Source organism: Paenibacillus xylanexedens, from assembly GCF_007680605.1.
Taxonomy (GTDB): Bacteria; Bacillota; Bacilli; order Paenibacillales; family Paenibacillaceae; genus Paenibacillus; species Paenibacillus xylanexedens_B.
The window spans coordinates 763,654-777,672 of the sequence record NZ_VEIO01000001.1 but is presented as its reverse complement, the minus strand read 5'-3'; the positions used below and the strand labels follow the sequence as shown (position 1 = coordinate 777,672).

Here is a 14,019-nt window from a genome sequence, read left to right as displayed (position 1 = left end):
TTAAATCGTAAATGGTCATGATTTTGTAAAATTAAATGAATCCTATTTTGAAGCGAACTGCCCTCTCCATGCAATTAGGCGATTTCCGCTTCCTCATCATCCAGTTTAACCGAAACGAGTTTGGATACTCCGCCCTCTTCCATCGTAACTCCGTATAGGACATCTGCCTCTTCCATCGTGCCTTTCCGGTGCGTAACCACAATAAATTGGGTTTGTTCAGAAAACTCACGCAAATACTGGGCAAAACGAACAACGTTCGCTTCATCCAAGGCAGCCTCAACTTCGTCCAAAACGCAGAATGGTACAGGTTTGACGTGCAGAATGGCAAAGAGCAGCGCCATCGCCGTTAAGGCCCGTTCTCCACCAGACAACAGTTGCAGATTTTGCAATTTCTTACCTGGCGGCTGAGCTACGATATCAATGCCTGTTTCAAGGAGTCGCTCAGGGTCCATCAGAACCAGATCAGCGCGTCCACCGCCAAACAGCTTGGTGAAAACAGTACCGAATTCGCGGCGAATCGCATCAAACGTAATTTTGAATCGCTTCGCCATTTCATCTTCCATTTCCTTGATGACCTGATAGAGTGTCGTTTTGGCTTCCACCAGATCATTTTTCTGTTCATTCAGGAACTCATACCGCTCATTCACCCGCTGGAACTCTTCGATTGCACCGAGGTTCACATCGCCAAGAGCCGATATTGCACGTTTTAGCTTCTGTACCTCAGCTTGTGTGCTCTCCACATCTTCAGGCACTGGATAACGTTCTTTGGCAAGCTCATAGCCTAACTCATATTCATCTGTCAGCTTACGCAAAATGTTTTCCAGCTCAACATCCAGACGGTTCACGGAAATTTCAGTCTGACGCATCTGCTCTTCCACCGCTTTGAGCTGTGTACGCTGCTCCTTCGTTTCACTTTCGGCCAGTTCCAGCTTTTTCGAAAGTTCACTGCGCGCGGCACGTTTGAAGTCCAATTCTTGAGATGCCTGTGCCTTTTTTAGCTTATACTCGTTCAGATCTTCAATCTGTTTTACACTTTCACTCTGTGTTTTCTTGAAATCCGCTTCCATCGAAGCGAGCAGTGTGCGATTCTGGCGCAGATCTTTAACAAGTGAATCGACCTCGCGCTCCAGCCTCCGCAACTGCTCCTCATTTGAGAAGCGTTCCTGATCCAGCTTACCTTCCCGCACTTTCAGTTCGGTCAGCTGCGTTTGCAACTCTTCTTTTGCAGACTCATTGGCTTTCCGGGCAAACTCTGCTGCATGAATAGCGCGATGGGTTGCTTTCTCCTCTTCCTCAAGCTGTTCGAGTTTTTTCTCCGCTTCAACCCGGGATTTGTCCAGTTCCTTAATTTCTTCCGTAAACCCGTTCTTTTCCTGACCTGCCACAGCGACCTGTTCCAATACATGGCGCAGTTCATGCTCAACTTGCTTCATCTCCATCGAAGCCTGTTGCTCTGCATTTCGGGTATCGTCACCAGACTGACGTAGCTGATCCAGCTTGTCCTGACACTGCTCCAGCTGAGCCTTGACATCTTCCACACTGCGATGCAACTTCACAATCTGCTGCTCGGTATCCAGAATATCTTGATCCAGCTGATCCAGTTGCCGCTTGCGGCTGAGCAGACTGCCATTTTTTTTGTGCTGACTGCCGCCAGTCATGGAACCGCCAGCGTTGACGACATCCCCTTCGAGAGTTACGACACGGAAACGATACTGACAACGTGCTGCAATTTTATTCGCGAACTCCAACGTTTCTGCAATGATGACATTTCCGAGCAAGCTACCGATAATCGAGGCATATCTTGAATCATACTGTACAAGCTCAGCACCGATGCCAACAAAACCGTCCATCCCCTCAACCATCGAGCGCTCACCTGCACCAATTGAACGAGGACGAATAACGTCCAGCGGAAGAAAGGTTGCACGTCCCAATTGACGTTGCTTCAAGAAAGCAATAGCCTGTCTCGATACGGCCTCGTTCTCCATGACGATATGCTGTAACGCAGCCCCCATCGCTGTTTCTACCGCAAGCTCGATCTTTTCGGGAACTTTAACGAGTTCTGCCACAGCACCATGTACTCCGTTTAGCGTCCCTTTTCGAGAAGCTTTGAGCACTTCTTTTACGCCCAGCATGAAACCGTCAAAATCATCCTGCATTTCTTTCATCGTATCCCGGCGGGACACTTGTGCCTCACGCTTTTGTTCCCATTTACGTACGGTGCCACGGCCCTCTTCCAACAGTTTTTGCAAAGACTGCAGCCGTTCACTTTCCGAAATATAACTCCCGCGCAGTTCACTGATTTCCTTACCTAACCGAACCACTTTTTTCTGAATTTCGGCTTTGCGGCCTTCTAACGTTTCTTTCTGTTCTTCCCACTTGCCGGATTCCTCTGATGCACGGTTCATTCTGCGCTCCAGCGCTTCTTTTTGCTGGTCCACATACCGTATTTCGTTTCGTGCCTGCGCCATCTGATTCATCAGTTCCAGCAAGTTGCCTTTGAGGCTCTCTTCCTGCTGCTGACTTATTCCACCTGTAACACCGATTAGCTTGGCTTCTTCTTCCGACAGTCGATTTTTTACGTCAGCCAGTTCCAGTTCAAGCTTGCCAAACTTCTCCCGCAAGGCAATCAGTTCAGCTTCACGCTCCCGATGCCTCTCCTCGCTCACCGCCAGTGTTTCCCTCAGCTGCTCCTGATTCGCTTGCAGATTACGCGAGCGTTCCCGAAGAAGTTCTCCATGCCCTTCGCTTTTCTCTGTTGCCTCACTAAATTGCAGCAAAGCAGCCTGAAGTTCTTCCGTCTCCGTTTCCAGCAGACGTAGCGCATTCCGATCATTCTCCAGCTTCGCATCATGTGTGGATACAATCGCCGCTAATCCAACCTCTTCGTGTTTAAGTGATTCCAGACGTTCGCTCGCTTTGCTCCAGGACGCATGAATCTGTTCAATCTGATACACATACATCGAAATTTCCTTCGATTTGAGTTCGGTACGAAGCTGCTTGTAATGCATGGCTTTCTCGGATTGTTCTTTAAGCGGGCCAATCTGATCCTCCAGCTCGGTTACAAGATCGTGAATACGTAGCAGATTTTGCTCTGTCTCATCCAGCTTTCGCGTTGCATCCCGTTTGCGGGATTTATATTTAACGATTCCTGAAGCCTCTTCAAAGATTCCACGGCGATCCTCTGAACGAGTGCTCAAGATCTCCTCAATACGTCCTTGTCCAATAATCGAGTAAGCCTCTTTGCCGATCCCCGTATCCATGAACAGTTCTGTAATATCTTTCAAGCGACAGGATTGTTTATTGATAAAATATTCACTGTCCCCGCTGCGATGAACACGACGGGTCACGGTTACTTCACCGAAATCCAGAGCGAGTGCATGATCCTCATTGTCCAGTGTAAGGGAAACCTCTCCGTAATTGACAGCTTTACGCGCATCACTGCCTGCGAAAATAATATCTTCCATTTTACCGCCACGGAGTGACTTGGCACTTTGCTCCCCTAGCACCCAGCGGATACCATCGGATATATTACTTTTACCGCTCCCGTTCGGACCTACAACTGCTGTAATACCTCGAACAAATTCCATTTCCGTTTTGTCGGCGAATGACTTGAATCCACCCAATTCTATTCGTTTCAGAAACATAGGGCTTCTCGTCACCTCCTCTTGCAAATTTCAAATAATGCTTTTAGCACCTAGTTAAAGATCCGAAATCTCTCTCGAGTCCCTTTACAAAAAAAAGAGCAAAAAGCAGTCCGGCCGATTACTTCCGCCGGGGCGGGCCCGCGGGCTGCTCTTTGCTCTTCGTTTGTCTAAGCGCTGCCTGGTACAATTCAGGCCTCAGGAAGCTTCAATCGTTCAAGCGCCGCAGATGCTGCCTGTTGTTCCGCCTCTTTTTTGGAGCGTCCTGTACCTCGGCCAAGTCGTTCTTGGCCCATATGAACCTCCGAGACAAACTCACGTTCATGGGCTGGTCCCCGTTCTTCGACGATCCGGTACTCCAGAGCCCCCATATTGTGATGCTGTGTGAGTTCCTGCAATTCTGTTTTGTAATCACTCATTTGCAGCTTGCTGCCAACAACGATTAACGGAAACACATGCTGATCCAGAAATGCTCGCACAGGTTCAAGACCCTGATCCAGGTATAATGCACCTATAAATGACTCGAACACATCCGCCAGAAGAGCTGGACGTGTACGTCCTCCAGTTAATTCCTCACCTTTTCCAAGAAGTACATATTGTCCAAAACTAAGCGCTTCAGCAAATTTGACGAGGGAAGGTTCACAGACAATGGATGCCCGCATCTTTGTTAGTTCTCCTTCCGGACGGTTAGGGTACAGATGATACAAGTACTCCGATACAGTCAACTCCAATACGGCATCGCCCAGAAACTCCAGACGTTCGTTATCCTGATGTTGACTGAATCGGTGTTCGTTTACGTAAGAAGCATGGGTAAACGCTTGTTTTAGAAGCTGCCTGTTGTCAAATTTGATTTGAAGTTTTTGTTGTAACTGCTTCAGATCTTCACTCAAACGAACTAGCCCCTTATGCTTCAAATTTTTTGAGAATAATGGTGGCGTTGTGACCGCCAAATCCAAATGAATTAGACATTGCTACGTTCACTTTGGTTTGACGCGGAACGTTAGGTACATAGTCCAGATCACATTCAGGGTCCTGATCTTCCAGGTTGATCGTTGGAGCCAGTGTCTGATGTGTCAGGGACAATCCGCAGATAACAGCCTCAACCCCGCCCGCAGCGCCAAGCATATGGCCTGTCATGGACTTGGTGGAACTTACGGCTAGCTTGTACGCATGATCGCCAAACGCCTTTTTGATCGCTAGCGTTTCGGAACGGTCACCTACTGGTGTTGAAGTTCCGTGTGCATTGATGTAATCCACTTCTTCCGGCTGAATGCCTGCATTGCGTAGCGCCATCGTCATACAACGTGCTGCTCCGTCTGGATCTGGTTCTGTCATATGGTGTGCGTCACCAGTCAGACCGTAACCGATGACTTCACCGTAGATTCGTGCGCCACGAGCCTGAGCATGTTCCAGAGATTCCAGAATCAGAATTCCGGCACCCTCACCCATAACAAATCCGTCACGCCCCGTATCAAAAGGACGACTTGCCTTCACAGGATCGTCATTACGTGTAGACATCGCACGCATCGCGCAGAAGCCTGCAAGTCCAGTTGGCCTAATGGTTGCCTCAGCACCGCCGCAGATCATTGCATCTGCATCACCATTTGCAATCAACTTGAACGAATCTCCAATGGAGTGTGTTCCTGTTGCACAAGCGGTAACAACGTTGATGTTCGGTCCTTTGGCACCAAGTGAAATGGACATCTGTCCAGATGCCATATTCGAAATCATCATCGGAATAAAGAACGGGCTCACACGTTTAGGGCCTTTTTGCAAAAGCGCATTGTGCTGATCTTCCCAAGTTCCCAATCCACCAATACCAGAACCAATCGATACACCAAAACGTTCTGCATCAATGTTCTCATTGATTTTCAGGCCGCTATCTTCAACTGCTTTGAAACCAGCTGCCACAGCGAACTGTACAAAACGATCCATCTTCCGTGCATCTTTTCGATCCATATATTCTTCCGGGTTGAAATCTTTGATCTCGGCTGCAATCTGTGTCGTGTATTCACTAACATCAAATGCCTCAATCTGAGAAATTCCGGACTTTCCTGCCATTAAACTGCCCCAGAACGTCTCTAAATCTTTTCCGAGCGATGTCATTACGCCCATTCCGGTAATTACAACTCTTTGTTTCAACCGACTCACCTCTATATCGACTGCATTACGCAAGTATTTTGTGGGAATATCCGCAGACTCGAATGCACGACGCCTCTCCAGAGATCAGCAAGCATCTTGTCTGCGGGATGTGAAAAACCAATGAATGATGAGAAGTCCCGCCTGTTCGAAAACAGGAGCGGGACTGAATTGACTTTAGGTATGAGATTGTATGTAGTTTACAACTTCACCTACGGTCGTAATTTTTTCTGCATCTTCATCAGAGATTTCCAAATCGAATTCATCTTCCAATTCCATGACCAATTCCACTACATCCAAAGAATCAGCACCCAAATCTTCTTTGAAAGATGCTTCAAGTGTAACTTCAGCTTCGTCTGCGCCCAAGCGGTCGACGACGATGCGTTTTACACGCTCCAATACATCGGACATCCGGTTCACCTCCTCCTTGGTATTATACGAGAATCGCAGGCAAAATGCCATAGAAGACATATGCGGCTCCCGGCCGGGGAACCCGGCCTTTTTCCGGCATTTCGGATCGTCCAGCGCCTGTTCCCCGACTTTGATTCAAAGTCCAGGAAATTTACATGTACATGCCGCCATCAACATGCAGTGTTTGACCTGTCATATAGGATGAAGCTTCTGATGCAAGGAATGTAACCACACCAGCAATTTCATCCGGCTGTCCCAGACGGGACAACGGAATGCCACTAAGCATACCATCGACCAGCTCTTGAGACAATTCCTTGGTCATATCGGTTTCAATGAAGCCTGGTGCAATGCAGTTCACCGTAATTCCGCGAGAAGCAAGCTCTCGAGCAGAAGCCTTCGTTAAACCGATCACTCCCGCTTTGGCAGCCACGTAGTTGGCTTGACCCGGATTACCCAGCACACCAACAACAGAAGAGATGTTAATAATCCTTCCTGAACGTTGTTTCATCATTGGACGTGTTACTGCCTTCAGACAGTTAAACACCCCTTTAAGATTCGTTTCGATAACTTGATCGAACTCTTCTTCTTTCATTCGCATAATGAGGTTGTCCCGTGTAATCCCCGCATTATTCACCAGAATATCGACATTCCCCCATGCTTCAAGCGTTGTTTTCACCATCTGTTCCGCTTCAACCATCTGACCTACATTCGCCTGAATCGTAATCGCCTGTACACCTTTTGCACGAATCTCCTCGGCTACTTCCTCTGCCGCAGCCTGACTGCCCGCATAGTTTACAGCTACATTCGCTCCGGCTTCAGCCAGGGCAAGTGCAATACTACGGCCAATTCCGCGGGACGCTCCGGTTACTAATGCATTTTTACCTTCTAACGGTTTAGACATAACCATTCCTCCTCTCCCTGAATCTACACAAGTTGAACTTCGATTATTTACACAGCCACTCCGATGACAGAATAACCTTTCAATCGCTGTTATCCCCAGATTTTCTTGATTCCCTTTTCCAAAGGAAAAAATCTGGTGATAAAGGCGAAGCATCTGCTTCCGATACAGCTTTCTTTCCGAAAAACTTTTAGCTTCGCTTTTTAGGGTTTTTTCTGTCCTCTCCGTTAAAGTGTAAATAAATAGTTTTGCTTGTGTGATTTAATTATTATTTTTAAGATCGGTTGCAGTTGCTTCCAATGTTTCGAGACTGTTTACATTGTATAATTTTACGGTTTTATCTGTTTTTTTAATCAAACCGGTTAATACATTGCCTGAACCAATCTCAATAAACGTATCCACACCTTGTTCAATCAGCCATGTCACACTGTCTTCCCATAAAACCGGAGAATAGACCTGAGTCGTAAGCAAGTTCTGAAATTGTCCATCTTCAGCAGGTCTTGCGGTTACGTTAGCTACCACAGGAACCTTCGCAGGTGAGAACGTCGTTGTACTCAGCTTATCGGCCAGCTTATCTGCAGCGCCTTTCATCAATGAAGAGTGGAACGGACCACTTACTTCAATTGCAATTGCGCGCTTGCCACCTGCCTCTTTCACCCGTTCTGACACGGCAGCAACGCCCTCTTTTACACCCGAAATAACGATTTGTCCAGGACAGTTCATGTTGGCAAGTTCAACTGTATCTCCGCTTTCTGACACTTCACGGCAAAGCACCCCCAGCGCTTCCCGATCTGCACCCAGTACAGCAGCCATTGCTCCCTGTCCACCTGGAATAGCTTCTTCCATATACTGACCACGTGCCCGGACAATTTGCACAGCATCCTCAAAGGAAAGAACACCCGCTGCCACTAGTGCACTGTATTCGCCCAAGCTATGACCTGCAGCATAGTCTGCCTCAATTCCTTTTTCTTTGAAAGCCTCCAGCAGTGCAATACTCGCGGTGAGCAGTGCCGGCTGGGTATTGGATGTCTGTTTCAGCTCCGTGTCTGGTCCTTCAAAGATCAGGTTGCTCAGCGAGAAGCCCAGTGCCTCATCTGCTGTGCGAAAAACTTCCGTGGCTGCAGGTACAGACTCATATACATCTTTGGCCATACCTACTTTTTGTGATCCCTGTCCAGGGAATACAAAAGCGATTTTACCCATTTCATTCATCCTCCAGCTGTCTAGTTTACCATACGAGTACGGATGCGCCCCAAGTCAAACCGCCGCCAAAGCCAACCATCAAAACAGTATCTCCTGCTTTCATACGGCCTTCTTCTGCAGCTTCAACCAGTGCAAGTGGAATGGATGCCGCCGACGTGTTCGCATACTTGTCTACATTGACAACCACTTTCTCCTCTGGAAGTTCCAGTCGTTGCATAGCTGATTGAATAATTCGAACATTCGCCTGATGTGGAACGAACAAATCAACATCCGTGCGATCCATGCCAGCTTTGCGAAGGACTTCAATCGTTGCTGTACCCATGACACGAACAGCAAATTTAAACACTTCACGGCCGTTCATATAGATATAATGCTTTTTGTTCTCAATCGTTTCCGCACTTGCTGGCAGACGTGAACCACCGCCTTCAATGTTAAGAAGACTACCTCCTGCCCCTTCTGCACCGAGATCAAAAGCTTTGAAACCACGGCCTTCTGGAACTTCACCAACAACAACAGCTCCTGCTCCATCACCGAAAAGAACACAAGTGTTGCGGTCTGTGTAGTCTGTAATACGCGACAAACAATCTGCACCAATAACAAGCGCGTTGTTGTACATGCCGCTTTGAATGAAACTGGTTGCCGTTGCAAGGCCGTATACAAACCCGGAACAAGCAGCAGACAAATCAAATGCAGCAGCGCCTTTGGCACCCAGTTTATCCTGCAGAATGCAAGCTGTCGACGGGAAAGAGGAATCCGGCGTAATCGTAGCAACGATAATCAGATCCAGATCACTGCCTGTCATGCCAGCAGATTCAAGCGCTTTTATTGCTGCCTCATAGGCTAGATCAGAAGTGGCTTGATCCGGTGCAGCGATATGCCGCTCCTTAATTCCTGTACGACTGACAATCCACTCGTCATTCGTATCGACCATTTTCTCCAAATCACTGTTTGTCAAAATTTTCTCCGGCACATATTTACCTGTACCAATAATCCCTACCGGGCGCAAATTATTCATATCGTCACTCACTTCCCACTAATTTCCTTTGATATGCTCTCCACCAACTGGTTTTGTACTGCAATCCGTGCCTGACGCACGGCATTTTTGATCGCATTGCCGTCAGCGGAACCATGGCTTTTGACGACCAGGCCACTCAAACCTAGCAACGGGGCACCACCGTGTTCCGTATAATCCAGTTTGCTTTTTAACCCACGCAATTCTGGCATGAGTACCGCCGCAGCCAATTTATTTTTGAAGGATGAAGTAAACTTTTCTTTGAGCAGGCCAAAAATCGCTCCTGCCGCGCCTTCCAGTGATTTCAGCAGGATGTTGCCGGCAAATCCGTCACACACCAGCACATCACAGGCGCCAGTCAGTACATCACGTGCCTCTACATTCCCGACAAAACGAATCGGAAGCTGTTCTAAGAGCGGATATGCATGTTTGGTCAACTCATTGCCTTTGCCAGGCTCTGTCCCCACATTGAGCAACCCCACTCTCGGGGATGCAATGCCTTGTACTTTTTGTCGGTACAAACTGCCCATCAGCGCGTATTGTGCCAAGTGCTCCGGTTTAGCATCCATATTCGCACCGAGGTCTAGCGCAAGCACACCTACATCATCCATCGTGGGAATCATGGGGGCAAGTGCAGGGCGTTCAATTCCGTCCATCCGGCCTACAACAAGCAAACCAGCCGTCATTAACGCCCCTGTATTTCCTGCCGAGATCATGGCGTCGGCTTCCTTCTCTTTGACCATACGTCCGGCTACAACCATGGAAGAATCCTTTTTGCGCCTTACTGCCTTTACCGGTTCATCATCTGAACCAATTACTTCGGAAGCGTGCCGAACGCTCAAGTTGGCCGGTCTTGTTCCTGACTGACTTAAAAGAGGTTCAATCTTGGCTTCATCGCCAACCAGGACGATCTGTGTATCCGCCCATTCCGTAGCTGCGGCTATAGCCCCTTCTACGGTTGACGCAGGAGCATGGTCTCCTCCCATGGCATCAATGACGATTTTCATTCCAAATGACCTCCTTCTTTGCTGTCTTCTCCACCTGAATGATAGATCACAAAATTTCCTTGGAACACCATTTCTTCACCAACATAAGTGAACACTTCAACTTTGGCTTTCCCCTTCTGACCGGGAATGGATTTCACATATGCTTTGGCAATACACTTTTCTCCTAAACGAACAGAGCGAACAAAACGTATATCTGCCGAAGCAGTTAACGCAATCTCATCATTAATGACAGCGACAGCAAGTGAATTCGCTTGTGCAAAGACATAGTGCCCGCGGGCAATACCTGTTCTTGAAAAAACATGTTCCTCTTTGATCTCAAATAAGGATATCCCGCTCTTGTCCAGCTGTAAATCCACAATATCACCGATAATCTCATGCAGGGGCAGCGATCGCACCTGATCATACGAGCGCTCCGCCATCAGTTTCATCCGTTCCCGAAGCTCCGGTATGCCAAGTTCCAGCCTGTCAAGACGGATCGTCTGGATACTTACCTTCAATTGACGTGTAAGCTCCTGATCGGTCACAAACGGATTCTCGTCTATCATTTTGGTTAACTGCTGTTGCCTCTGTCTCTTCGGTAAACGCTCGATGCCTGACACCCCCCGCTGTATCGTTTCCAGAACCTGCCTTTAGGTCAAGTTCGTTCTTTCAAACCTTACTTCTTTATATGCTGTAGCCCTGCTTATTCAGGGAGCTTCTAAATAAAAGTGTATGATGATCTGTATGTAACGTCAAATCTTAGAACCTGGTACTAAAGTATAGTATATCTCATCCTGTGTCAAAAAGAAAGGCTAGTATAACAAATTCACATCACCTCATCAAAGTACTGATGAACATGTGTAGCAAGCATACATACCCGCTTGAACAAGCTTATGCGTTCGCTTTTCTTTTACACAAAAAAGCAACACCTCATCGAAATGAAGTGTTGCTTGATGTGTAGCTATTATTGAGAGATGATCTCTCTTGCTTTGTACGTTCCGCACACTTTGCACACGTGGTGAGCAAGCTTCAATTCGCCGCATTGTTCACATTTCACCATGCCCGGTACAGCCAATTTAAAGTGAGTGCGACGTTTGTCGCGACGCGTCTTGGACGTTCTCCGTTGAGGTACTGCCATTATTCCCACCTCCTTATCAAAATCAACCTTTGCAGGTAGTTGTTACGTTCGATTTTCAATCATGCTCATTTAAAAAAATCCTTGAGTCCTGCAAGCCGCGGATCAATAACCTGGTTATCGCAACCGCAGTCACCTTCGTTCAGCTCATGGCCACACTTAGGACAAAGTCCTTTGCATGTCTCGCTACAGAGCGGTACAAACGGAAGATCCAGCAGAAAAGCTTCCTCGGCATAACCTTTCAGATCAACGCTATCCTCATCCACATAGAGAGTATCGTCGTCTTCAGATAATTCCTCTGGCTGTTTTCCCTGCTTGAATTGCTCATGAAAATCAATATGAAAATGTTCACTTAGCGGCTTGAGGCAACGGGAGCACAACATGTCCACCCCTACTGTCAGCTTGCCATGAACATCCACAACGTTCTCCTCTCTGATCTCTGCAGATAAATCTGCAGTCAGCGGAGTAACGGCTGTGATATCTTGTCGGTTAGAAACCAGATGTTTGATATCCCACTGTTCGTTAAAGCGCAGGGGGCGATCACTGGTTGCCACTTTGCGAAATGGCATTATCATGTTCTATCACTCCAAACGAAACCAATTTCATAAATAGTTGTCTAACGAATGGCGGCAGTTTACAGTACAAGACGATCCTAATATGTGCGTTCATTCCTGACTGTATGTATGCTGTCTGTCACTCACAAAAGATTTATGAAACTGACTTAACAAACAAAAATCATTATACCGATTTTCCAAGAGGTTTGTCAACACTTTTAACTTTACACCCTTTGCGGAAAACGATCACTTCGATTAAACCGCCACATCTGGTCTATTATAGACCTACTCCATCTTAACTACAAGTCATCCCTACACTTATACTTATGTTTCTATCCCCTCTGCTTATATTCTGTTGCTCTCCGCTCCTTACATCGGTCACCAATCGTTAACAAATGGTGTGATCTATGTCACACAGGTCGCTAAATCTGATGCCTATACTTTTCGTAGATTCAATCACAAAGTAACTTTCACAACCATTTTTATAACAATCTATTATTGATATTTCAAAAGAAAATCGGGAGGGAAAATACATGTTAAGCCAACAAACGATTAACGTAATCAAATCTACTGTACCCGTACTTGAAATTCATGGAGAAGCCATTACACGCCACTTTTATCAAACGATGTTTGCGGCTCATCCGGAGCTATTAAACATTTTCAATCACGCGAATCAAAAACAAGGCCGCCAGCAAGCCGCACTCGCCAACATGGTTTACACCGCGGCAATGCACATCGATAACCTCGCGGCTATTTTGCCAGCCGTTCGTCAGGTTGCTCACAAACACCGTAGCCTCGGCATTGTACCTGAACAATACGCTATCGTTGGCACTTATCTGCTTCAAGCCATCAAAGATGTACTCGGTGATGTCGCAACCGATGAAATTTTAGCCGCTTGGGACGATGCTTATCAAATGATTGCAGATGCTTTTATAGGCATCGAGCAGGATATGTATAGCGAAGCCGAAAATCAAACGGGTGGATGGGACGGTTTCAGAACCTTCAAAGTTGCGAAAAAAGTACAAGAAAGCGAACTCATCACTTCGTTTTATTTGATACCGGAGGATGGCAAGTCTATCTCTTCATACAAGGCAGGACAATATATCAGCATTAAAATCCAGCCTGCCGGACAGGAATTCACCCAGATTCGTCAGTATTCCCTTTCCGACGCACCTGGCAAACCCTATTTTCGTATATCCGTGAAACGTGAATCGGGTGGATCGGATCGCCCTGACGGTGTAATTTCCAATTATCTTCACCATCATATTACAGAGGGGAGCCTGGTCGAACTCTCCGCTCCTGCGGGTGATTTCATATTGGATATGGAAGATCCGCGTCCTGTTGTGCTGTTAAGCGGAGGTGCAGGGATAACCCCTATGGTCAGCATGCTGAATACAATGTTGGAGTCGGATGATCAGCGTTCCATTACCTTTTTACATGCTAGCCCGAACGGATTATCGCACGCGTTCCGCGATCACGTAAGTCAACTGGCTCATGAGCATGTTAATCTCAACGCACACTATTGTTACACTTCGCCTGCCGATTCCGATCTGGAAAATGAGCTGGCTTATAAACAGGGATACATGGATGCAGCATGGCTTCGTCAAGTGATTCAAGAACCGGATGCGAACTATTATCTGTGCGGCTCTGTCACGTTTATGCGTTCGTTATATGCAGAACTTCTGTCCATTGGTGTTGCAGAAGATCGTATCCATTATGAATTTTTCGGGCCAAAAGCCAGTCTTGCTCCTGCTACGGAGAATGTCTGAGCATAAAATATAGTCGAAAAATGTGTAGAATTCATCTTAAAGGTACAAAAATGGATTCCGAGGAAGTGGCGGTTACTTCTTAGGTATTTTCTTATGAAAGATTTTCCGAAAAATAATCAGGACTATATTTCAGGTACAGGCAGCATCTGCGGATGCTGGTTCTGTGCCTTTTTTCATCATTTGCTCTAATGCCGGCTCTACTCTATGATGAAATATGATGAAAGAGGTAAAATGAGCTTTGACGGTGAACTGATTGTTTATGACTACTTAT

At 46.9% G+C, this 14,019-nt stretch carries 12 protein-coding genes; 1 reads left to right on the top strand and 11 read right to left on the bottom strand.

Annotation, left to right across the window (positions count from 1 at the left end):
- Positions 1 to 74: 74 nt before the first annotated feature.
- From smc to FS818_RS03465, 11 genes are all read right to left on the bottom strand, one after another.
- Entirely contained in the window at positions 75 to 3,644 is a 3,570-nt protein-coding gene (smc, locus tag FS818_RS03515) for a chromosome segregation protein SMC (protein ID WP_145329711.1), read from the bottom strand.
- A gap of 188 nt (positions 3,645 to 3,832) precedes the next feature.
- Positions 3,833 to 4,531, bottom strand: coding sequence for a ribonuclease III (rnc, locus tag FS818_RS03510; RefSeq protein ID WP_090923901.1), 699 nt, complete (start codon positions 4,529 to 4,531; stop codon positions 3,833 to 3,835).
- A gap of 13 nt (positions 4,532 to 4,544) precedes the next feature.
- On the bottom strand, positions 4,545 to 5,783 hold the full coding sequence (gene fabF, locus FS818_RS03505; RefSeq protein ID WP_145329709.1) for a beta-ketoacyl-ACP synthase II: 1,239 nt from the start codon (positions 5,781 to 5,783) through the stop codon (positions 4,545 to 4,547).
- Between the two features lie 174 nt (positions 5,784 to 5,957).
- Positions 5,958 to 6,191, bottom strand: coding sequence for an acyl carrier protein (gene acpP / locus FS818_RS03500; RefSeq protein WP_024630176.1), 234 nt, complete (start codon positions 6,189 to 6,191; stop codon positions 5,958 to 5,960).
- A 151-nt stretch (positions 6,192 to 6,342) separates the two neighbouring features.
- Positions 6,343 to 7,092, bottom strand: a complete 750-nt coding sequence (gene fabG, locus FS818_RS03495; RefSeq protein WP_145329707.1) for a 3-oxoacyl-[acyl-carrier-protein] reductase — start codon at positions 7,090 to 7,092, stop codon at positions 6,343 to 6,345.
- Between the two features lie 258 nt (positions 7,093 to 7,350).
- On the bottom strand, positions 7,351 to 8,292 hold the full coding sequence (fabD, locus tag FS818_RS03490; RefSeq protein WP_145329705.1) for an ACP S-malonyltransferase: 942 nt from the start codon (positions 8,290 to 8,292) through the stop codon (positions 7,351 to 7,353).
- A gap of 25 nt (positions 8,293 to 8,317) precedes the next feature.
- On the bottom strand, positions 8,318 to 9,307 hold the full coding sequence (locus FS818_RS03485; protein ID WP_090923953.1) for a beta-ketoacyl-ACP synthase III: 990 nt from the start codon (positions 9,305 to 9,307) through the stop codon (positions 8,318 to 8,320).
- 8 nt (positions 9,308 to 9,315) lie between these two features.
- Positions 9,316 to 10,311 (bottom strand): phosphate acyltransferase PlsX, encoded by a 996-nt coding sequence (plsX, locus tag FS818_RS03480; protein WP_145329703.1) that lies wholly within the window; start codon positions 10,309 to 10,311, stop codon positions 9,316 to 9,318.
- Positions 10,308 to 10,856, bottom strand: a complete 549-nt coding sequence (gene fapR / locus FS818_RS03475) for a transcription factor FapR (RefSeq protein WP_240036837.1) — start codon at positions 10,854 to 10,856, stop codon at positions 10,308 to 10,310. The genes plsX and fapR overlap by 4 nt, the downstream gene beginning before the upstream one ends.
- 398 nt (positions 10,857 to 11,254) lie before the next feature.
- Positions 11,255 to 11,428: a 50S ribosomal protein L32 gene (rpmF, locus tag FS818_RS03470; protein WP_090923906.1), complete on the bottom strand. Its 174-nt coding sequence runs from the start codon at positions 11,426 to 11,428 to the stop codon at positions 11,255 to 11,257.
- Positions 11,429 to 11,493: 65 nt separating this feature from the next.
- Complete coding sequence (locus FS818_RS03465; protein ID WP_090923907.1) at positions 11,494 to 12,000, bottom strand: YceD family protein; 507 nt, start codon at positions 11,998 to 12,000, stop codon at positions 11,494 to 11,496.
- Between the two features lie 512 nt (positions 12,001 to 12,512).
- On the opposite strand from FS818_RS03465, the gene hmpA reads away from it, so the two are divergent.
- Positions 12,513 to 13,748 (top strand): NO-inducible flavohemoprotein, encoded by a 1,236-nt coding sequence (gene hmpA, locus FS818_RS03460; RefSeq protein ID WP_145329699.1) that lies wholly within the window; start codon positions 12,513 to 12,515, stop codon positions 13,746 to 13,748.
- Positions 13,749 to 14,019: the final 271 nt, after the last annotated feature.